Origin of the sequence: Pedobacter faecalis (assembly GCF_030182585.1) — a bacterium.
In the GTDB taxonomy this organism is placed as follows: domain Bacteria; phylum Bacteroidota; class Bacteroidia; order Sphingobacteriales; family Sphingobacteriaceae; genus Pedobacter; species Pedobacter faecalis.
The window spans coordinates 2799213-2819225 of sequence record NZ_JARXOW010000001.1; the positions used below are offsets into that span (position 1 = coordinate 2799213).

Annotated in this window: 22 protein-coding genes; 17 read left to right on the top strand and 5 right to left on the bottom strand. The window is 47.1% G+C overall.

Annotated features, from left to right (window positions below):
* Window position 1 precedes the first annotated feature (1 nt).
* From QEP07_RS12720 to QEP07_RS12755, 8 genes are all read left to right on the top strand, one after another.
* Window positions 2–223: an AtpZ/AtpI family protein gene (locus QEP07_RS12720; protein ID WP_256001990.1), complete on the top strand. Its 222-nt coding sequence runs from the start codon at window positions 2–4 to the stop codon at window positions 221–223.
* A gap of 450 nt (window positions 224–673) precedes the next feature.
* Window positions 674–1840, top strand: a complete 1167-nt coding sequence (gene atpB / locus QEP07_RS12725) for a F0F1 ATP synthase subunit A (protein WP_285010538.1) — start codon at window positions 674–676, stop codon at window positions 1838–1840.
* A 38-nt stretch (window positions 1841–1878) separates the two neighbouring features.
* Window positions 1879–2088 (top strand): ATP synthase F0 subunit C, encoded by a 210-nt coding sequence (atpE, locus tag QEP07_RS12730; RefSeq protein WP_062551197.1) that lies wholly within the window; start codon window positions 1879–1881, stop codon window positions 2086–2088.
* Between the two features lie 67 nt (window positions 2089–2155).
* Window positions 2156–2650, top strand: coding sequence for a F0F1 ATP synthase subunit B (locus tag QEP07_RS12735; protein ID WP_256001987.1), 495 nt, complete (start codon window positions 2156–2158; stop codon window positions 2648–2650).
* Between the two features lie 22 nt (window positions 2651–2672).
* Window positions 2673–3221, top strand: a complete 549-nt coding sequence (atpH, locus tag QEP07_RS12740) for an ATP synthase F1 subunit delta (RefSeq protein ID WP_285010539.1) — start codon at window positions 2673–2675, stop codon at window positions 3219–3221.
* Between the two features lie 48 nt (window positions 3222–3269).
* Window positions 3270–4844: a F0F1 ATP synthase subunit alpha gene (atpA, locus tag QEP07_RS12745; protein WP_256001985.1), complete on the top strand. Its 1575-nt coding sequence runs from the start codon at window positions 3270–3272 to the stop codon at window positions 4842–4844.
* Between the two features lie 38 nt (window positions 4845–4882).
* A complete protein-coding gene (gene atpG, locus QEP07_RS12750) occupies window positions 4883–5764 on the top strand; it encodes an ATP synthase F1 subunit gamma (RefSeq protein WP_285010541.1) in 882 nt (293 codons plus the stop codon).
* A gap of 59 nt (window positions 5765–5823) precedes the next feature.
* Window positions 5824–6039: a hypothetical protein gene (locus QEP07_RS12755; protein ID WP_256001983.1), complete on the top strand. Its 216-nt coding sequence runs from the start codon at window positions 5824–5826 to the stop codon at window positions 6037–6039.
* Between the two features lie 54 nt (window positions 6040–6093).
* On the opposite strand, the gene ruvC is transcribed toward QEP07_RS12755, so the two are convergent.
* The gene (gene ruvC / locus QEP07_RS12760; RefSeq protein ID WP_256001982.1) at window positions 6094–6660 is read right to left on the bottom strand and encodes a crossover junction endodeoxyribonuclease RuvC; all 567 of its coding nucleotides are present in this window, start codon (window positions 6658–6660) and stop codon (window positions 6094–6096) included.
* 42 nt (window positions 6661–6702) lie between these two features.
* Between ruvC and QEP07_RS12765 the strand changes: the two genes are divergently transcribed.
* Genes QEP07_RS12765 through QEP07_RS12795 form a run of 7 tightly spaced genes read left to right on the top strand, consistent with a single transcriptional unit; the run spans window position 6703 to window position 13590 of the window.
* A complete protein-coding gene (locus QEP07_RS12765; protein ID WP_256001981.1) occupies window positions 6703–7680 on the top strand; it encodes a lysylphosphatidylglycerol synthase transmembrane domain-containing protein in 978 nt (325 codons plus the stop codon).
* Window positions 7658–8794 carry a glycosyltransferase family 2 protein gene (locus QEP07_RS12770; protein ID WP_256001980.1) on the top strand — a complete coding sequence of 379 codons (1137 nt, stop codon included), beginning with the start codon at window positions 7658–7660 and terminating at the stop codon, window positions 8792–8794. Before QEP07_RS12765 ends, QEP07_RS12770 begins: the two co-directional genes overlap by 23 nt.
* 6 nt (window positions 8795–8800) lie before the next feature.
* On the top strand, window positions 8801–9883 hold the full coding sequence (locus QEP07_RS12775; RefSeq protein WP_285010542.1) for an ABC transporter permease: 1083 nt from the start codon (window positions 8801–8803) through the stop codon (window positions 9881–9883).
* 28 nt (window positions 9884–9911) lie between these two features.
* The gene (gene rnhB / locus QEP07_RS12780) at window positions 9912–10523 is read left to right on the top strand and encodes a ribonuclease HII (protein ID WP_256001977.1); all 612 of its coding nucleotides are present in this window, start codon (window positions 9912–9914) and stop codon (window positions 10521–10523) included.
* Between the two features lie 18 nt (window positions 10524–10541).
* Window positions 10542–11744, top strand: a complete 1203-nt coding sequence (locus tag QEP07_RS12785; protein ID WP_285010544.1) for a glycosyltransferase family 4 protein — start codon at window positions 10542–10544, stop codon at window positions 11742–11744.
* Window positions 11745–11784: 40 nt separating this feature from the next.
* Complete coding sequence (gene gcvT / locus QEP07_RS12790) at window positions 11785–12861, top strand: glycine cleavage system aminomethyltransferase GcvT (protein WP_285010545.1); 1077 nt, start codon at window positions 11785–11787, stop codon at window positions 12859–12861.
* A 12-nt stretch (window positions 12862–12873) separates the two neighbouring features.
* Window positions 12874–13590, top strand: coding sequence for a 2-phosphosulfolactate phosphatase (locus tag QEP07_RS12795; protein WP_285010546.1), 717 nt, complete (start codon window positions 12874–12876; stop codon window positions 13588–13590).
* Here QEP07_RS12795 and gldB read toward each other — a convergent pair whose 3' ends face one another.
* Entirely contained in the window at window positions 13591–14625 is a 1035-nt protein-coding gene (gene gldB / locus QEP07_RS12800) for a gliding motility lipoprotein GldB (protein WP_285010548.1), read from the bottom strand.
* A gap of 51 nt (window positions 14626–14676) precedes the next feature.
* Here gldB and QEP07_RS12805 point away from each other — a divergent pair, with 51 nt between their 5' ends.
* Together QEP07_RS12805 and QEP07_RS12810 are read left to right on the top strand one after the other, a co-directional pair.
* Entirely contained in the window at window positions 14677–15342 is a 666-nt protein-coding gene (locus QEP07_RS12805) for a porin family protein (protein ID WP_285010550.1), read from the top strand.
* Between the two features lie 29 nt (window positions 15343–15371).
* Entirely contained in the window at window positions 15372–17012 is a 1641-nt protein-coding gene (locus tag QEP07_RS12810) for an NAD+ synthase (protein WP_285010567.1), read from the top strand.
* On the opposite strand, the gene lnt is transcribed toward QEP07_RS12810, so the two are convergent.
* Genes lnt through rsmI form a run of 3 tightly spaced genes read right to left on the bottom strand, consistent with a single transcriptional unit; the run spans window position 17004 to window position 19991 of the window.
* On the bottom strand, window positions 17004–18632 hold the full coding sequence (gene lnt / locus QEP07_RS12815; protein WP_285010568.1) for an apolipoprotein N-acyltransferase: 1629 nt from the start codon (window positions 18630–18632) through the stop codon (window positions 17004–17006). The genes QEP07_RS12810 and lnt overlap by 9 nt on opposite strands.
* A 5-nt stretch (window positions 18633–18637) precedes the next feature.
* Entirely contained in the window at window positions 18638–19282 is a 645-nt protein-coding gene (locus tag QEP07_RS12820; protein WP_256001969.1) for a PH domain-containing protein, read from the bottom strand.
* A complete protein-coding gene (gene rsmI / locus QEP07_RS12825; protein WP_285010569.1) occupies window positions 19266–19991 on the bottom strand; it encodes a 16S rRNA (cytidine(1402)-2'-O)-methyltransferase in 726 nt (241 codons plus the stop codon). The genes QEP07_RS12820 and rsmI overlap by 17 nt, the downstream gene beginning before the upstream one ends.
* Window positions 19992–20013: the final 22 nt, after the last annotated feature.

Consider the following 20013-nt stretch of genomic DNA (forward strand, 5'->3'; position numbering starts at 1 on the left):
TATGGCAGAACAGGACAATAAAGGCAAAAGGGTCAATAGCTATGTGAAATATTCGGCTATGGGTTTTCAAATGCTCGTCACCATAGGCCTGTTCGTATTCGCAGGTTATAAAATTGATGCATATCAGCAAAACCGGACGCCGCTTGCAACTGCACTGCTGGGCGTGCTTGGTGTGATTGTTTCTTTATATCAGGTGATTAGGCAGCTGAACAGAAAGGAATAGTTGTTTACACTCGGCTTTATTGCATACCTTTGCAAAAAAAATTGAATTGAGCATCGCCAGGTTTTCTGTCTTTTATTTTTTGTACTGCGCATTATTGGCTTTGGTAGCCTGCGTCGCTCCTCTGTTTTTCCCGGGCGTACACCTTTTTGTTTCCAAATTCTGGGTGGTATTCGGCTTCCTTGCAGGGGTTACTTTCATTGCGTATATCCTGGCTGATCTGGGGATTAAACGTAACCCGGAAACCGGTATTATGGCTATAATGGGGTCGATAGCGCTGAAGATGCTCTTTTCGATGGCTTTTGTGTTGATTTACAGCGTGTACGGGAAGGAAAAAGGTGTTGTGTTTGTGCTGAATTTTTTTTCTTTATATTTATTGTTCACCTTCTTTGAAATCTACTGTTTGTTACGTAACTTGCGCCACCAAAATAAAAAGTAAAAATCTGCGACTAAATGGATTGTAGCCACGTTTTTGAGTTTAAAGTGAATAGGTTAATTGTTGTTTTTACGCTTTTTTTAGCGTTTTGTTTTCGGACATCTGTTGCTTTTGCTCAGGCTGACACTGCTCACGGTGCCGGAAATCATCATGTAGCCGATACCGCGGCAACTCATGGGGCTCACGGGGAAGAAACTGCTGAGAAAAAATTCGATATCGGTAAGTTTGCTCTGCATCATATTGCGGATTCGCACAGCTGGCATGTGATTGGTGATACGTATATTGGTTTGCCGGTGATTCTGTATACTCCCCAGGGATTTGTGTTTTTTAATTCTTCGGATTTTCATCATGACGATGCGGCGACCGTAGTTGTAGAGCGCAACGGACAGCGCTTCGTGAAATTCCATGAGAAGATTTATTATGCTTCGGCTACCGCCAATGACCATGGTCAGTTTGTTGATCTCGATGAGCATCATCATCCGCTGAACGCCCGCCCGCTTGATTTGTCGTTCACCAAGAACGTATGCACGTTATTTTTGTCGGTCATAGTCCTTTTGGTTGTTTTCATTAACGTGGCTAAGGGATATAAGAAACGTCGCGGCAAATCGCCTAAAGGTTTGCAGTCATGGATGGAGCCGATCATCCTTTTTGTGCGGGACGATATTGCTAAGCCTAACCTGGGTCATAAATACGAGCGTTTCATGCCATATCTGTTGACCGTGTTTTTCTTTATCTGGTTTAACAATATGCTTGGCCTCGTGCCTTTCCTTCCAGGTGGTGCCAACTTAACAGGCAACATCGCCGTAACCATGGTTCTTGCTGTGGCTACATTTTGCATTACGGTCTTCAACGGAAACAAATATTACTGGAAGCACATCTTTGCGCCGGATGTTCCGTGGTGGATGTATGTGGTTATGGTGCCGGTTGAACTCTTCGGTATCTTTACAAAGCCGATTGCTTTGATGATTCGTTTGTTTGCCAATATTACTGCAGGTCACATTCTGGTGCTTTCACTGATCTGTCTGGTATTCGTTTTTGATAGCCTCTACATTGCTCCTGTTTCTGTAGCTTTTGCGGTCTTCATCGGAGCTATTGAACTTCTGGTTGCGTTTATACAGGCTTTTATATTTACCATATTGTCTGCCCTGTTTATCGGTATGGCAATTGAAGAGCACCACCATTAAATTGAATTATTTTTTAACATATAATATATAGAATCATGATTACAGGAAGTATTGCTGCAATTGGTGCAGGACTAGCCGCGATTGGCGCTGGTCTGGGTATCGGACGCATTGGTGGTTCGGCTATGGATGGTATTGCCCGTCAGCCTGAAGCTGCCTCTAAAATCCAAACTGCAATGTTGATCGCTGCAGCATTCGTTGAAGCTGTTGCGCTTTTCGCAGTGGTTGTTGCCCTGATGGGTAATGGCTAAAATTATCTGCGCCGGGCGTCACGCCCGGCGCATTTTTTTGTTAAGAAAATAACACTGATATAAGTAAATGGAATTATTAATACCTGAGATTGGCCTGGTTATCCTTCAAACGATAGCTTTTTTAATATTGATGTTTTTGCTGGCAAAGTTTGCCTGGAAACCTGTTCTGGCAGCGATTAAAGAGCGTGAGCAATCTATCGATGAGGCTTTGAATAAAGCAGAACTGGCAAAACAGGAAATGGCCAGACTGACTGCTCAGAATGAGGAACTGATGAAAGAGGCGCGCGATGAGCGCGACCGCATCCTTAAGGAGGCTAAGCTTTTGAAAGACAATATTGTGCAGGAGGCGAAAACTCAAGCGCAGCAGGAAGGTTCTAAGTTAATTGAGAAGGCTAAGATCGAAATTGAGAATCAAAAAAAGGCAGCTTTGGCAGAATTGAAGAGCCAGGTTTCAAGCCTGTCACTTGATATCGCTGAGCGTGTTTTGCGTAACCAGCTTGATGATAAAGCGAAACAGCAGGAGTTGGTTTCCAGTCTGTTGAAAGACGTAGAATTAAACTAAGGATTGTTTAGCGCAGAATATAATGGCAGAAAATAAAGCAGCATCCAGATACGCCAAGTCCATCATAGACCTGGCAATCGAGCGCAATGCGCTGGAGGAAGTTAGACAGGATATGGTGTCGTTTGCGCAGGTCTTGGAAAGCAGTTCCGAGCTCGGTGCTATCCTCAGAAATCCGATCGTACCGTTGGATAAGAAGTGGGGTATACTGGAAAACGTGTTTAGCGGTAAAGTACATGAGATCACCAGGTCGTTTATGCAACTGCTTGTCAACAAAGGACGCTCGGCCATTTTACCTGACACCGCTACATCTTTTGTCGCGCAGTATAATGCGCTGAAAGGCATTGTAACGGCAGATGTAACTTCTGCTACGGCATTGACACCGGCTAATAGGGCTGAGATCGAAGCTATTGTTAAGCAGCAGACGGGTGCTAAACAGGTGTTCGTAAACGAAAAAGTAAGCGAAAAGCTTATTGGCGGTTTTATACTTAAGGTTGGCGACAGGCAGTTTGACGCGAGCATCCTGAGTGGATTAAACAAATTGAAAAAAGAATTTGCCCAGGGCGTTGCTTAGATCCGGGGTTTAAATGTATACTGATTTATAAAGAAATAATATAAAATTATGGTAGAGGTAAGACCAGACGAAGTATCGGCAATCATCAGGCAGCAATTGGCGGGCTTCAAATCAACGGCGGAACTTGAAGAAGTTGGTACCGTATTGCAAGTGGGCGATGGTATTGCCCGTGTTTACGGCCTGACCAAGGTTCAGTCCGGCGAATTAGTTGAGTTCGAAACAGGCTTGCAGGGTATCGTGTTAAACCTTGAAGAAGATAACGTGGGTGTGGTACTTTTAGGTCCGCACGACGATATCAAAGAAGGTGACACTATTAAACGTACCAAGAAGATCGCCTCGATCAAAGTGGGTGAGGGTATGCTGGGCCGCGTTGTAAACACGCTTGGTCAGCCTATTGATGGTAAGGGACCTATCCTGGGCGAAACTTACGAAATGCCGATTGAGCGTAAAGCACCGGGTGTAATTTATCGTCAGCCGGTTACCGAACCTTTGCAGACTGGTATCAAAGCTATCGATGGGATGATTCCAATTGGCCGCGGTCAGCGTGAGCTTGTGATTGGTGACCGTCAGATCGGTAAGACTGCCGTTTGTATTGATACAATCATCAACCAGAAAGAATTTTACGAAGCAGGTAACCCTGTGTATTGTATATATGTTGCCTGTGGACAAAAAGCAAGTACTGTTGCGAACATTGTCCGTACCCTCGAGGAGAACGGCGCCATGCCATACACTGTGGTTGTTGCGGCTTCAGCAGCTGAACCGGCTCCTCTACAGTTCTATGCTCCGTTCTCAGGTGCAGCGATAGGCGAATTTTTCCGTGATACTGGTCGGCCAGCCCTGATCGTTTATGACGATTTGTCTAAACAGGCTGTGGCTTACCGCGAAGTATCTCTGCTGCTTCGTCGTCCACCGGGCCGTGAGGCTTATCCAGGAGACGTGTTCTATCTGCACAGCCGTTTATTGGAGCGTGCTGCGAAGATTAACGCTAACGATGATATCGCAAAAAACATGAACGATTTACCTGAATCTATTAAGGGTATCGTAAAAGGTGGTGGTTCGTTAACAGCCCTTCCGATTATCGAAACTCAGGCTGGTGACGTTTCTGCCTATATTCCGACGAACGTAATTTCGATCACCGACGGACAGATTTTCCTCGAGAGTAACCTGTTCAATTCGGGTATCCGTCCTGCAATCAACGTAGGTATCTCGGTATCACGTGTAGGTGGTAACGCGCAGATCAAATCGATGAAGAAAGTTGCAGGTACCTTAAAGCTTGACCAGGCACAGTATCGCGAACTTGAAGCTTTCTCTAAATTCGGATCTGACCTTGATGCGGCAACTAAATCGGTACTGGATAAAGGCGCGCGCAACGTGGAGATCCTGAAACAGGGACAATTCTCGCCAATGACGGTTGAGAAGCAGGTTGCGATCATCTATATCGGAACAAAGAACCTGATGCGGTCTGTACCAGTTAACAAAGTGAAAGAATTTGAAGTTGAGTATTTACAGCAGCTTGAATTGCGTCATCCTGAGACTTTGAAAGCCTTAAAGGCCGGCAAGTTTGATGACGAGATCACTGGAGTGCTGGAAACCGTAGCGAAAGAACTTTCAGCTAAATATTAATAAAGACAGGCAGCTGATACTTAATACCCGAGAAAAGAATGGCTAATTTAAAAGAAGTAAGAAATCGCATTGCATCGGTTCAGTCTACCCAGCAGATCACCAAGGCCATGAAAATGGTTTCGGCTGCTAAGCTGAAACGTGCGACCAACGCTATTGTTCAGTTACGGCCTTATGCAACCAAACTTAAGGAAATCCTGGGTAATCTTTCTGCCAGCCTGGAGGGTTCATCTTCTCCTTTTATTCAGGAGAGAGAGCCTAACAAAGTGTTGATCGTTGCGGTATCTTCTAACCGCGGTTTGGCGGGGGCTTTTAACACGAACGTCATTAAAACGACGAACAACCTTATTTCAGAAAAATACAGCGAGCAGTACAAGAATGGTAACGTAAGCATTCTGGCGATCGGTAAGAAGACTCAGGACTTCTATGAAAAGCGTGGATACAATACGGTTGGCAACAATAATGAGATCTTTAATGCGCTGACCTTCGAAAATGTAACTAAAATTACCGATTCCATCATGGATGGCTTTGAAAAAGGAAAGTATGACCGGGTAGAACTTGTTTATAACCGCTTTAAGAACGCCGCAGTTCAGATCCTGACCACCGAGCAATTATTGCCTTTGCCTAAGAATGAGGAAACTGAGGTCGCCCAGGTATCTAATACTGACTATGTTCTTGAGCCTTCTAAAGAGCGCATTGTGGAGCAGCTGATCCCGAAATCGATTAAGATTCAATTGTATAAAGCAGTGCTTGATTCGCACGCCTCTGAGCATGGCGCTCGGATGACTTCAATGGATAAGGCAACTGAAAACGCGGGCGATCTGCTTAAGGCCCTGAAGTTGTCGTATAACCAGGCGCGTCAGGCGGCTATTACAACGGAGCTGACGGAAATTGTGAGTGGTGCAGCAGCATTGAACGGTTAAGGCAGAGGAAGATAGACTTATTGAAATAAATCCTATATTTGAAGCACAAATTTTAAGACATGGAACAAAGACCTAAGCACAATACTGAGAGCATGAAAACCGCCAACGAGGTGGGTACATATAAGCTAATGACCGTTGGGATTTTGATTGGCGTTCTGGGGGTTTATCTTCGTTTCGCTGCCGATTCTACAATGCTGTCTATTGTATCGTGGGTTATCTTACTGGTTGGATCTGTTATTGCCTGCAAAGCAGTATTTAAAATATTAAACGCTTAAGCATAGTCAGCGAATAAATATTACGGCGCATCTGTTTCAAACGGATGCGCTTTTTTATTTTACCCGGGTTTTATTCGTTTTTACAAACGATTCCCATCCTGAATAGGATTTTCCGCTGCCGCCCAAAACCGCGGTACGCTGAAAAGAATGGCATACCGCGACCGATAAACCGTCGGTCGCATCCAGAAACTCAGGCGTTTCCTTGAAATTCAACAGTCGCTGCAGCATCGCGGCTACCTGTTCTTTGCTTGTGTTGCCGTTGCCGGTTATCGACTGTTTTATCTTCTTAGGCGCATATTCGGTAATTGGAATATTTCTCGCCAGGGCCGCGGCCATTGCTGTGCCCTGCGCGCGGCCCAGTTTGAGCATCACTTGTATGTTTTTACCATAAAAGGGCGCTTCAAGCGCCACAGCATCAGGCTTGTACTGATCAATAAGAGCGGTGGTTTTTTCAAATATCCGCTGCAGCTTAAGAAAGTGGTCGTCCAAGTGGTCCATCCGCACAACACCCAGGGCGATGAGTTCGATCTTACTTCCCCGCTCCAGGATAATCCCGTAACCCATGATAGATGTTCCTGGGTCAATGCCCATGATCACCCGTTCCTTTTTTTCTGCCAACATAAAACAATATTAAGCATATTTGCAGACACTAAGCCGGAAAGATTGACACCTAAGTATAAAAAAGCTATTTCTTATGCATTGAAGACAGGCGTTGTTTTTTTCGCGTTTTGGTTTATCTATATTAAACTCTCAACCAATCAAAACATCAGGGAGTTCAGCGAACTGCTGAAGGGTATTGCACCTTCGGAAATTACCTGGATGCTTACGCTGATATTATGCCTGATGCTGGTCAACTGGGGTCTCGAAGCCATCAAATGGCAGAACCTGATTTCCAGAATTGAACGGATTTCCCTCTGGAGGTCCATCGAGTCTGTCTTTTGCGGATTAACCTGGGCGATATTTACGCCCAACCGTATTGGCGAATATGGGGGTCGGGTATTCTTTTTATCCCCAAAGAGAAGGGTGATTGGCGTCGTGGCCATGGCGGTAGGCAATATAGGCCAGATGGTGCTTACCAATATCTTTGGCGCAGCGGCTGTCTGCGTGTTCCTGTACCGTTATGTCGATATCGACTATCGCCTCTATTATGCGTTGGTTGTGCTCTCCGCCATGTTCTGCCTGTTTATGGCGATCTTTTATTTTAACATCAGGTGGCTTAATGGCATACTGCTGTCCATCCGTTTTACCCGGAAGTATAAGAAGTTCTATAACATCCTGGCCCGGCTTAGCAAGCGTGAGTTATGGCATATTTTGCTCTTGTGTTTTGCACGTTATCTGGTGTTCAGCACGCAGTACTTTTTGCTGTTTTTCTGGCTTATTCCAAATTTGTATTATCTCGACATCCTGATGATGGTAAGCATCCTTTTCTTTGTGCAATCGACACTCCCTTCGCTCGACTTATTCGACGTTGGCGTGCGCAGCGTAACAGCTTCTTACTTTTTCGGGTTTCTTACAGATCAGGATGTGGCTGTCATAGCCTGTACGGCATGTATTTGGCTGGTCAACATTATTATTCCAGCCATTCTAGGTTCTTATTTCGTATTTAAACTTAATTTTTTTGGAAGCAATCAACGTAGTTAGTTTGATCGGTTTGGTACTCTCCCTGCTGTATTTTGCGCTTATTGCCCTGTTCACCAGAGGCTGGTTGGCCTTAAAGTATTTCATTCCGGTGGTTAAGGCCCCGCGTACCCGGGTATCTGTCATCGTCGCGGCTAGAAATGAGGCTGCCGTAATTGAACGTACCATAAAAGCGCTGCTTGAGCAAACTTACGAGAAGTCGCTTACTGAGATCATTTTTATCGACGACCATTCTACGGATGCCACGCCAGATATCATACGCCGTTATGAAGGCCAGGGCGTTGTGCTGATCCAGCTAAATGAAACGGAGCGATTGAATTCGTATAAGAAGAAGGCTATCCAGACAGCCATAGGTCAGGCCAGGGGTGATCTGATCGTTACTACCGATGCCGATTGTGTAATGGGCGTTAACTGGTTGTCAACCATCATAGCTTATTATGAAGCGGGGGACTATAAGATGATATCGTGTCCGGTGGCATACTTCGAGGAGCGAACTTTTTTTGAACGGGCACAATCACTCGAATTCCTGTACCTGATCGGTATGGGCGCCTCTACTATAGGAAATGGAATGCCCTCCACCTGTAACGGAGCCAATCTGGCCTACCAGCGCAGGGCTTTCTATGAGGTAGGTGGCTTTAGCGGCATCGATAATCTCGCATCTGGCGATGATGAATTGCTGCTGCATAAAATGGCCGCAAAATACCCCGACTCCATCGGCTTTCTAAAAAGCAGGGAAGCTATCGTATATACTCATGCCAAGCCAGATTTGGAGGCTTTTATTCAGCAGCGTAAACGCTGGGCATCTAAAAGCACGCGGTATCAGAACAAAATCATCATTGCACTTGGAATCGGCGTATGGCTTTTTAACCTCAGTATGCTGATCAGCATTGTTGCAGCTATGTTCGACCCGCGATATTTGTCGACTGCCGGCGTACAACTGCTTGTTAAGATCTGTGCCGAACTGATTTTCTTGTACGGGGTAACGGCCTTTGCTGGCAGACGAAGCCTATTGCAACTATTACCCGTGCTGAGCGTTTTGCATATTCTCTATATTGTGTATATTGGAATTGCCGGAAATTCAGGTAAATACAACTGGAAAGGCAGAATGGTAAGGTAAGTAAGCATGGACAACCCCTATCGGAAAATATGGCGCCGGCTGAGTCGTAACGTACCTGCGGTATGCGGATTGGCTTTTATTGCAATGCTGTTGGTGGTCTGTTTGCTGGGTTATCTGATCATTCCCGACCAAACGCCAAACGCGAACGATATGCAACTCCAGTTGAGCAATCAGAAACCAGGGCGTACTTTCGATTTCCTGATCATCGGACATGGGGCGACGCCAGACAAAAGAGGTCTTTTTGACCGCATGTTTTTTGGTCAGCCTTCAGCCATAAAGCGTATTCCCATTACTTCCTACCGGGAAGCTGGGGGTTATGTTTATGCACGCGAATTTATCGGCGATGATGAGCAGTCGGTCGAGGGCAAGTATCCCAAAATTAAAGGCCAAAACCGGTATAGGCAGACCTTCTGGCTTGGGACAGATATGTACGGGCGCGACATGCTGAGCCGTATGGTGCTCGGCGCCAGGGTGTCTTTGTCGGTCGGACTTATCTCGGTCGTTATTTCCCTCATCATCGGTGTAAGTCTTGGTGCTGCAGCGGGTTATTTTGGAGGTAGGGTCGACCGGCTGATCAGTTGGTTCATGAATGTGGTGTGGTCGCTCCCTTCTTTGCTGCTGGTTATTGCCATTTCATTCTCGCTAGGCAAGGGTTATTGGCAGATCTTTATTGCGGTGGGCCTTTCCACGTGGGTAGATGTAGCCAGACTGGTTCGCGGACAGGTGATGGCCATGAAAGAAGCAGAGTTTGTAGAGGCGGCGCGGGCACTTGGCTTTTCAGCCGATAGAATTATCATTCGCCATATCCTGCCCAATATAGCTGGATCAATCATGGTGGTGGCCTCGGCCAATTTTGCCTCGGCCATACTGCTGGAAACTGGGCTGAGCTTTCTGGGCTTCGGTGCCCAGCCTCCGGTGCCCAGCTGGGGAAGTATGATCCGTGAGCATTACGGTTACATTATCATGGATGGCGCATATCTGGCTTTGTTGCCCGGTCTGGCTATTATGCTTACGGTTTACGCTTTTAATGTGCTCGCTATCGGTCTGCGCGATGCCTTTGATGTGAAAACTCAAAATATTTCTGTCTGAGTAAGCGCAATCCCATATCTTTGTTTTTATGTTGCTGCACAGTTATCAGAATGAGCTCCTGGAAGCAGGGTGTGACGAAGCAGGCCGCGGCTGTCTGGCCGGGCCCGTGTTCGCGGCTGCAGTGATACTTCCTAAAGATTTCGTGGCGGGGGAACTGACCGATTCAAAGAAACTAACGCATGAACAGCGTTGCCGTTTGCGCGTCATCATTGAACGGGAGGCGATAGCCTGGGCTGTAGCCGAGGTGGACAATGACGAGATAGACCGTATCAACATTTTGAATGCATCATTTCTTGCCATGCACCGGGCGGTTGACAAATTGGGCGTACGGCCGCAATACCTGAGTATAGACGGTAACCGATTTAAAGCTTATCCAGATATTCCGCATACCTGCATCATTAAGGGCGACGGCAAGTACCTGAACATTGCGGCGGCCTCCATTCTTGCAAAGACGCACCGCGACGAATACATGGAACGGATTTGTCCTGAATTCCCTCACTACAAATGGAGTCAGAACAAAGGTTACCCTACCGTAGCTCACCGTACGGCAGCCATTGAACACGGGCTATCTCCATTTCATCGTAAAACTTTCTCTATAACAGATCCACAGCTCGAACTGGTCTTTGAAAACGCCGGATAATTGGTTATTTTCACTTCGGTGAAAGCATTGATCCTGACAAGCAGAGTTCCTTTTCCGCCCAACAGTGGCTACCCAATCGTTGTGTACAATACGATAAAGGGATTGTTGCGGCAGGGTGTGGAGATAACCTTGTTTAGCCTGAACCCGGGGAAACATGCGGTAGACACGGAGGATATCTACGATCCGCTGTTTGAGAACATCGATTTCTATGCCTTTGATCTGGACACGGAAGTGAATGTGCTGGGCGCGCTTTTCAATATTTTCTCCAACCAGTCGTACAACGTATCTCGCTACTATCACGAAGAAGCGGCTCGAATGCTGGAGAACGTAATCAGGGAAACAGAGTTTGACATCGTGCAGTTTGAGGGTCTGTTTGTGGTGCCCTATCTGGATGTCATTAAGGCGAACAGCCGGGCCAAAACTATATACCGCGCGCATAACATCGAATTTGAGGTGTGGGAACGGATCGCGGCGACCGAACGTTCGGCGCCGAGACGCGCTTACCTGCAGTTTCTGGCCAGGCGCCTGCGACAATATGAAACAGAGCAGATCAACCGTTTTGATCAGATCTTCGCCATCAGTGAGCAGGACAGGCAGAGCATTTTGCGCTTTGGTGGAAGCGCCGGTATAGACGTGGTGCCTGTTGCACTGGATTTTAACAATTATGCTGCCGATGCCTCCAAAACGAGTTTTCCGACCTTATTTCATTTAGGGGCTATGGACTGGCGGCCCAATAAAGAGGGACTGGAATGGTTTCTCAACGAGATATGGCCGGATATTGAAAAGCTGAGCAGTGAGCTACGTTTCTATATTGCGGGTAAACATATGCAGCGGGAGTTCTTCGATTATGATTCTGATAATGTTGTCGTCGAAGGGGAGGTTTTCGATGCCGCGGAGTTTATAAACTCGAAAGCCATTATGATTGTCCCTCTACTATCCGGAAGCGGGATGCGGGTCAAAATTATCGAAGGAATGGCCATGAACAAATGCATTATTGCGACGAGCATGGGCGCAGAGGGGATCAATTACAGTAATGGTAAAGACATCCTGATTGCCAACACCGCCGATGAGTTTTACCGCTCTATCCTTCAGTGTATAACCAATCCGAACAGGTGGCGCGAGATAGGGAACAGTGCACGGCAAACTGCCGAACGCGATCATGACATCAACGTTATTGCGGAAAGAATGGTCAATGTCTACCAGAAACTGGCAAGTGCTTAAATTTTATGTACTTTTGCCCTCGTTTTAACTATACTTAATTATGAAGAATACTGCATTAACAGAAAAGCATGTCGCTTTAGGCGCCAAAATGGTACCATTTGCCGGTTACAATATGCCGGTTCAATATGAAGGCATCAATGTAGAACATGCAACTGTAAGAAACGGTGTAGGTGTTTTTGATGTAAGCCATATGGGTGAGTTCATTCTGAAGGGCGGCGACGCGCTTGACCTTATTCAGCGCGTTACGAGCAACGATGCTTCCAAATTGTATGATGGGAAAGTGCAGTATTCTTGTCTGCCTAACGAAGATGGCGGTATTGTTGACGACCTTCTGGTGTACCGGATCGATGAAAAAACCTATATGCTGGTGGTGAACGCTTCCAACATCGAAAAGGACTGGAACTGGATTCAGCGCTTTAACGATAAAGGGGTAGAGATGCACAACATCTCCGACCGTACTTCCCTGCTGGCAATCCAGGGTCCTAAGGCTGCAGAAGCGTTGCAGAGTCTTACGGAGGTCGACCTTGCTTCTATGGAGTATTACAATTTCGTAAAAGGCACCTTTGCCGGTGTCGATAATGTGGTGATCTCCGCGACAGGATATACAGGCGCAGGCGGGTTTGAAATTTATTTTGATAACGAACATGCGTTTAAGATCTGGGATGCGATTTTTGAGGCTGGCAAGCCATCTAATATTAAGCCTATAGGTTTGGGCGCCCGCGATACTTTACGATTGGAAATGGGCTTCTGTCTGTACGGAAATGATATTGACGATACCACTTCTCCTATCGAAGCCGGATTGGGCTGGATTACCAAGTTTACCAAGCGCTTTACCAATTCTGAGAGTCTGTTAGCTCAAAAAGAGGCTGGTATTAAAAGAAAGCTTGTCGGTTTTGAAATGATAGAACGGGGAATTCCAAGACATGATTATGAAATCGTGGATGCAGAAGGTACCGTAATAGGTCGCGTTACTTCCGGTACGCAGTCACCCTCGCTTCAAAAGGCCATTGGAATGGGTTATGTAGCCAAAGGCCAGGACAAAGAAGGCACAGAAATTTTTATAAATATTCGCAATAGCAAGGTTAAGGCCAGGGTTGTGAAATTCCCTTTTAAATAGCATGCACCAGTAATGCAAAAAAGCATAGAAGTATGTATGACGCCGGCTTTGCTCAGTCTGTACGACATTGAGCAAAGCATTGTAGTAGTAATAGATGTGCTCCGTGCAACTTCTTCCATTGTTTACGGTATCGATAACGGTGCTGCGGCGATCATTCCTGTAGCCCAGGTGTCTGATTGTCTGACCTACGCCAACACTGGATTTTTGCTGGCCGCAGAGCGCGATGGGGAAGTGGTTCCGGGTTATGATTTCGGGAACTCGCCGTTCTCTTACACTGCCGAAAAGGTGGCTGGCAAAACCGTAGTGCTCACAACCACCAACGGCACGAAGGCCTTACACATGGCGCGCGAGCGGGCTCATCAAGTGGTGGTAGGCTCGTTCCTTAATCTCGACGCCCTTTGCCACTGGCTGCGCGAACAGGATCGCAATGTTTTGCTGCTTTGCGCAGGCTGGAAGGATAAATTCAATCTGGAGGATACCTTGTTTGCTGGCGCGGTTGTGAATACGCTGCGCAAGGATTATGTGCATTTTGACGATTCAAGTATAGCCGCCGAGGATTTGTATCTGCTGGCCAAAGATGATCTGAGAGGATACCTGTATAAGTCGTCTCACAGTCACCGTTTAGAGGTCTTGAATATCGAGGCCGACGTACGATTCTGTCTTCAAAGGAATATTTGCAAAGCGATTCCCCTGCTGGTGGGCGATAAACTGGTGGCCCTTACACCATAGCTATTTGGGCTTATATCTGGACAGCTTGAGAATCTTCTGAGCGTCGGTTTCAGCCATAAGTTGCTGCAGCGATACCTCTGCGTTCTCCGACATATATTTCCTCACGATCTGCCAGCCGGTCCAAACGCCGATCTTAGGCGCCGATTCATTCCGTTCTCCCAGCCCGGGCGTAAAAGGGCCTTCGGCCAGCAGAACCTGGATCTTATGGTAGTCCGTTTCGTATAAGAACTCATTTTCGAGATAGTATGCCCAGATGTCGCGTTCGAAGGTCTTACACCAGTCGAGCTGCCTGCCCGTATAACCAATCTTAATGGTGTCTGCAACATCCTCAGGGAGCACATTATCCATGAAATACAGTATTTTACCATGATGAACCATTTTGTCTAAAAAAGAGTGGTCTTCATCCCGCTCCGGGAACAGCTCTTCCCTGATAAAGGTTTCCACTACCCTGGATGCCAGATAGTCCGGAGTAAAGCGCCGCGAGAGATATGTCGGTACGCTTTGCACAATGGCCCCGTAAAACTTGCTGTTTTTACCTAAGAACATGTCGAGCCCCACGCCCAGATAGTTATCGCCCACAGGCGTTTGCACCGCAAAGCCGGAGGTGAAATAAATAATCCTGGGGATGTTTACTTTCGGGTAGTAATATTTGATATAGGTAAAAGCCTCGTGCAGCTCGTTATCGTATTTTTTTATATCAGGAAAGATGCTGTCGACCTCATGCTGCAGATCGGAGTAGGCTCTGTCTTTGAAGAGCATGTTCAGTATTTCCGGACCGGTATACGCCTGATTACCCACCATCCGGAAGACAAAGTCGTTGTAAAAGTTACCGTATTTCGCTTTAAGCGCTGCATCAGCCTTTGCCGGTGGTACATTCCGTGCCGAGTAAAGATCCCTGTCGAACCGCATGGTTTGCAGATCAATTTTTACCGCGCTCACATCGGGCCGCTTGTCTTGTTTGCACGAAACCAGGAGCAACACGCCAATTAAAAGAAAAAATAAATAGCTTTGGCCAGTTTTTAGCTTGTCTTGCATCAATGGCAAAGATAGGCCAACGCAGATTATTTAACGAATAGCACATCAGATATGAAAAGGATTATTGTTACCTGCCTTACATTATTCACCACAGCGTTTTCTTATGCACAAACCGCCGGTCTGCCTTATGGTTTCCGGTTGGGGCTTACCGCACATCCAACGGTTGGCTGGATTAAACCACAGCTCGGAAAAACTGACGGTGTATCTATTGGTTTTTCGTACGGACTGACGGGAGACTTTAATTTTGCGCAGAACTATAGTTTTGCGACCGCACTGACCATTACTACCGTTAACGGACGGAGCACGGAGATCAGGACTACAGAGGGCGGTGGCGGAACGCCGGTTCAGACGGCGTACGACTTGAAGTACATGATGCAATATATCGAGGTGCCGCTTTCCATAAAGCTGCGTACCGTAAAGATAAACGATGTGCGCTGGTACGGACAGTTTGGCCTGAGCAATGGCTTTAAGATCGGGGCAAAGCAGGATGCGGATATTTCCGGAAGTTCTGAATACCGCGACCTTGATGTGGGTAAGTCGACCAGTTTTTACCGCGCCGGTTTGCTGATTGGTGCTGGTGCTGAGTTTGATATGGGGCCTCAGACGAGTCTTACAGCCGGATTGTCATTCAACAATGGCTTTACGGATATTACTAAATCTGACAATTTAAAAGTGCGCAACCATTATATCGGCATTAATTTTGGCGTGTTGTTTTAAAGAAATGTCCCAACGTTAATTGATTCTGCATGAAGATAGCACTTGCCCAGCTTAACTACCATATCGGTAATTTCGACTATAATACAGACAAGATTATTGCGAGTATAAATGACGCTAAGGCCCAGGGGGCCGACCTGGTGGTGTTTGCCGAACTGGCTGTATGCGGGTATCCGCCGCGTGATTTTCTGGAGTTTGAAGAATTTATAGATTTATGTGAGCAGGCGGCCGCCCGGATAGCCCAGGCCTGCATCGGCGTTGCATGTATTATCGGCCTACCGGTCAGAAACGAAATTAAAGCCGGAAAAGACCTGCACAATGCCGCCTATTTTATAGAAGAAGGGCAGGTGAAGGCGGTCGTAAGGAAAGCCCTGCTGCCTACTTACGACGTTTTTGACGAATATCGCTACTTTGAGCCGGCCCAGCACTTTGGTTGTGTCGAGTTTATGGGACAGAAAATTGCACTGACCATTTGCGAGGATCTCTGGAATATAGATAATAATCCGCTGTACGTCTCCAGCCCTATGGACGAGTTGATCAAGGAAGGGCCTGATCTGATGATCAATATCGCAGCATCGCCATTCTCCTATTGCCATGATGAGGAGCGCGTGAACGTACTGGCTAATAATGCGAAGCAATATCAGTTGCCGCTGTTGTACGTTAATCAGGTTGGGGCGCAGACTGAGATCATCTTTGACGGTGGCTCCTTGGCGTTCGATAGAGATGGCCGGCTGGTCGACGAGATGCCCTATTTCTCTGATGATATGCGGATTTATGATGTAGCGGGTGGCGACATTAAGGGGCTCCAGCCGATTGAGCGTGTCATTGCGCCAGATATTGAGCAGATCTATGAGGCGTTAATACTCGGTATACGCGATTATTTTAAAAAATCCGGCTTCTCTAAAGCCGTGCTGGGTCTTTCAGGTGGTATCGACTCGGCCGTGGTATGCGCGCTGGCCTGCCGTGCCCTGGGGCCGGAAAATGTGATGGCAGTGTTGATGCCTTCAAAATACTCTTCAGATCATTCTATTAAGGATGCGCTCGACCTGGTAGAACGCTTTGGCTGCCGACACGAGGTCATTCCGATTAAGGAAGCAGCTGATGCATTCGACGGGATGCTGGCACATGCGTTTGCAGGTCAGCCCTTCAACTTAACCGAGGAAAATATACAGGCCCGTTGCCGGGGTATCGTCGTTATGGCCATGTCTAACAAGTTTGGCTATATCGTACTCAATACATCCAACAAGAGCGAGTGTGCGGTAGGATATGGCACCCTGTACGGCGACATGTGCGGCGCCATAGGCGTTATTGGCGATGTATATAAAACACAGGTTTATGAGTTGGCCCGATATATTAACAAAGATGCAGAACTTATTCCTGTAAACTCCATCGTAAAGCCGCCTTCGGCGGAATTGCGCCCTGATCAGAAGGATTCAGATTCTTTGCCCGATTATGATGTTCTGGATAAAATATTATTCCAGTACGTGGAGCTCAGGAAAAGTTCTTCTGACATCATTGCACAGGGATACGAAGAGGCACTTGTACGCAGGATTATCAAGCTGGTGAATACGGCAGAGTTTAAGCGTTACCAGACACCCCCGATTCTCAGGGTATCGCCGAAAGCATTTGGTATGGGAAGAAGAATGCCTATTGTGGGCAAGTACCTATCGTAACTTCTTCCGGAACCGACCTGCGATCATCAGCAACGCCAGCACAACAGAAATTCCGGATGAGGCAACAGGGATGATATCGCCGTTCCTTACGTAGAAGGTTTGCTCGTCATTCAAGTTGATGTCGGCCTTAAGCGCGGTTTTTGTCCACCAGTCCGACTGTTTGATAATATCGCCGCGCTGATTAATAAACGCAGATATTCCCGTATTTGCAGATCGTACTACGTATCTCCTCGTCTCAACAGCACGTAATTTAGCATAAAGCAGGTGCTGGTCTTTCCCGGAAGTATTGCCCCACCAGCCATCGTTGGTAATGATGGCGATAAACTGGGCGCCATCTTTTACGGCCCGGGAGATCCACGCGCCCCATAAAGATTCATAACAGATCACCGGTGCGGCTCCGATGCCGCTATGTGCAAAGAACACACCTGGGTTTTCCTGCCAGCCCCATCCGCCTACGGTGCCGCCCAGACCTTCAAACACTGGGGCAAGCAACGCGCCAAGTGCCGGGAAAGGCATCTTTTCTACGCCCGGAACGAGTTTGGACTTATGATAGAACTGTACGTTAGGGGAATTTTCAACTTGCATGGCTGCATTGAAATTGTCATAAAAATCGCCCCGACCCGTGTTCTTGGCAGTGATTGTCGCCTTATCCGGATAGCGCTTTACCGTTTCTATTCCCGTTATAACGGTGCCGTTCTTGTATTTTGCAAGAAATTCCTGTATTTCTTCATACTGGTTGTTCTCCCTGATTCTCTCTTCATCAGCATAATTCGGCACAGCGGTTTCCGGCCATATAAAATATTCTGTATTAACCTGGCCAACGGAATCTGACAGGCCCGTCAGGATGTCGAGCTGGCTGTTTACCGACAGGCTGCCGTATTTACTATAAGGGTCAATATTCGGTTGAACCACTACTACGTTGACCGGAACTTTCTCTTCTGCATAAGTGTGGTAACGGTATAGCGAGTAGGCGATCGGAAGGCCGGCGATAAGCACCCAAACCAGGGCACTTTTAAGCCGGTAACCTGTGCTGTTGCTTTTTGAAAATGACCGGTATATTTCAAAAACAGCAATGTTACTTAGCAGTACCCATAACGAACCGCCATATACCCCGGTGTATTCGTACCACTGTACCATTTCCACCATGCCGGAAAAGCCATTGCCGAGGGTCATCCAGGGAAAGGCGAGTTCCCATACCTGATGAAGGTATTCCATGGCAATATAAAAAGATACGAGCCCAAGATATCCAATATAACGGTTGGTGTTCCGTTTAAAGCGGTGGTAAAGCCAGAATGCAAAGGTCATGAGTGCTGCGCCTAAACCGTAGGGGATCAGCGAAATCAGAAAGGCAGTAAACGGATCATTATAGGCGCTAATGGCATTGTATATCCAGTAGATAGAGGCCGTATTCCATATCAGGAAGGTGAGCCCTGCCGTCAGAAAGATGCGTTTTCCCCGTTTAACGCCCGCCCGCTCCTCTATCACCGAGATGGCAATGAGTAGCGGCACAAGTGCCACAAGCAGCAAGGGCGCTGCATAAGGGATAGGGGGCCAGGCAAGCCAAAGCAACAAAGCACTGAGCAGGGCCAGGAAAAGAGGTTTATTGAACAATCGGATCATTTGTCTTATAAGCTCGCTAAGATGTCAGCCTTTTTTGCCTCGTACTCATCCTGCGTGATCAGTTGCTTATCATATAGTGTCTTCAGTTTTCTCAGCTTTAGGGTAGTTTCATCTTCTTGCTCAACAGGCTGGGGAGCCGGTGCTACCGGTGTTTCTACATAGGGTTTTTCAAAAGTCGGCTTATCATTGGCCAGCGTATTCAGCGTCACCTGCGATGCTGACGAACGCTTCTCTTCAAGCTCCAGCTCACGCTGTTCCTGCTTGTAGTTTTCGAGCTGTGCCGAGGTGATCTGGTAAAGCTTCCGTGCCTGCACCTTCGGGATGTAGTCTGTTACAATATTTTCACCCTGCAGCGGCACGCAGATAAACTTAGCGCCGAATATTTCCTCCTTAAATGATACTTCCTTAATGCTCTTCCAGGAAATATCCTTAAAATTCATCGTGATACCGAAATTTGCCGGCTCGCAATAGAAGATGCGTTTGTTGCTTACCGCGATGCAATCAGGCAGAATATTTACAGCCGGCTTTTTTTGGACGGCCATGTAAAGCAGCTCTTCGCCGGCAAAAAGCATGTCCACCAGTTTGCCCAAAACTTTCTCTACCGCTTTCGGGTCTTGCTCTTCACCTAAAAATCTATCTATCACTATCATAATGTTTTTTCGCTTTTTTTTCCTCAGCCTTGCCGGCAATACAAATTACGAATTCTCCCTTTAATATATTGTTTTCGAAATGTGATTTAATTTCTGTTAACGTACCTCTGACCGTTTCTTCGTAAAGTTTGGTCAGCTCCCGGCTCACAGAAGCCTGGCGATCGGCACCCATCACCTCCATAAACTCTTCCAATGCTTTAAGCAGGCGGTGCGGGCTTTCATAAAGCACTATGGTGCGTTCCTCTTCTGCAAGTTTCTTGAGTCGTGTATGCCGCCCTTTCTTAACCGGCAGAAAACCTTCAAAAACAAAGGCGTCCGCTGGCAGACCGGAGTTAACAAGTGCTGGGACAAACGCGGTAGCCCCCGGAAGGCACTCCACTTCCAGCCCGTTTTGCAGGGCAGTACGAACCAGCAGGAAACCGGGGTCTGAGATGGCTGGCGTGCCTGCGTCAGATATCAGGGCAACCTTCTTTCCTTCCTTCAAGAATCGGACAATCTCCGCACTCGCCTGGTGCTCATTATGTTGATGATGGGCATAGGCTTTTTTGTCGATACCAAAATGCTTCAGTAAGGGCGCACTGGTTCGGGTATCCTCAGCCAGGATCACATCGGCCTCTTTCAGCACACGAATCGCCCGGAAGGTCATGTCTTCCAGGTTTCCGATCGGCGTAGGCACGAGAAATAGCTTCCCTGCTGTAAGGTTATCCATAACTCTTATTATCTTTGGTGAA

Excerpts from the sequence above, each read along its gene's own strand:
- QEP07_RS12720 (WP_256001990.1), top strand. The coding sequence starts at position 2 with ATGGCAGAACAGGACAATAAAGGCAAAAGGGTCAATAGCTATGTGAAA.
- atpB (WP_285010538.1), top strand. The coding sequence starts at position 674 with ATGGATTGTAGCCACGTTTTTGAGTTTAAAGTGAATAGGTTAATTGTT.
- QEP07_RS12735 (WP_256001987.1), top strand. The coding sequence starts at position 2,156 with ATGGAATTATTAATACCTGAGATTGGCCTGGTTATCCTTCAAACGATA.
- atpH (WP_285010539.1), top strand. The coding sequence starts at position 2,673 with ATGGCAGAAAATAAAGCAGCATCCAGATACGCCAAGTCCATCATAGAC.
- atpA (WP_256001985.1), top strand. The coding sequence starts at position 3,270 with ATGGTAGAGGTAAGACCAGACGAAGTATCGGCAATCATCAGGCAGCAA.
- atpG (WP_285010541.1), top strand. The coding sequence starts at position 4,883 with ATGGCTAATTTAAAAGAAGTAAGAAATCGCATTGCATCGGTTCAGTCT.
- QEP07_RS12755 (WP_256001983.1), top strand. The coding sequence starts at position 5,824 with ATGGAACAAAGACCTAAGCACAATACTGAGAGCATGAAAACCGCCAAC.
- ruvC (WP_256001982.1), bottom strand. The coding sequence starts at position 6,660 with ATGTTGGCAGAAAAAAAGGAACGGGTGATCATGGGCATTGACCCAGGA.
- QEP07_RS12775 (WP_285010542.1), top strand. The coding sequence starts at position 8,801 with ATGGACAACCCCTATCGGAAAATATGGCGCCGGCTGAGTCGTAACGTA.
- rnhB (WP_256001977.1), top strand. The coding sequence starts at position 9,912 with ATGTTGCTGCACAGTTATCAGAATGAGCTCCTGGAAGCAGGGTGTGAC.
- gcvT (WP_285010545.1), top strand. The coding sequence starts at position 11,785 with ATGAAGAATACTGCATTAACAGAAAAGCATGTCGCTTTAGGCGCCAAA.
- QEP07_RS12795 (WP_285010546.1), top strand. The coding sequence starts at position 12,874 with ATGCAAAAAAGCATAGAAGTATGTATGACGCCGGCTTTGCTCAGTCTG.
- gldB (WP_285010548.1), bottom strand. The coding sequence starts at position 14,625 with ATGCAAGACAAGCTAAAAACTGGCCAAAGCTATTTATTTTTTCTTTTA.
- QEP07_RS12805 (WP_285010550.1), top strand. The coding sequence starts at position 14,677 with ATGAAAAGGATTATTGTTACCTGCCTTACATTATTCACCACAGCGTTT.
- QEP07_RS12810 (WP_285010567.1), top strand. The coding sequence starts at position 15,372 with ATGAAGATAGCACTTGCCCAGCTTAACTACCATATCGGTAATTTCGAC.
- lnt (WP_285010568.1), bottom strand. The coding sequence starts at position 18,632 with ATGATCCGATTGTTCAATAAACCTCTTTTCCTGGCCCTGCTCAGTGCT.
- QEP07_RS12820 (WP_256001969.1), bottom strand. The coding sequence starts at position 19,282 with ATGATAGTGATAGATAGATTTTTAGGTGAAGAGCAAGACCCGAAAGCG.
- rsmI (WP_285010569.1), bottom strand. The coding sequence starts at position 19,991 with ATGGATAACCTTACAGCAGGGAAGCTATTTCTCGTGCCTACGCCGATC.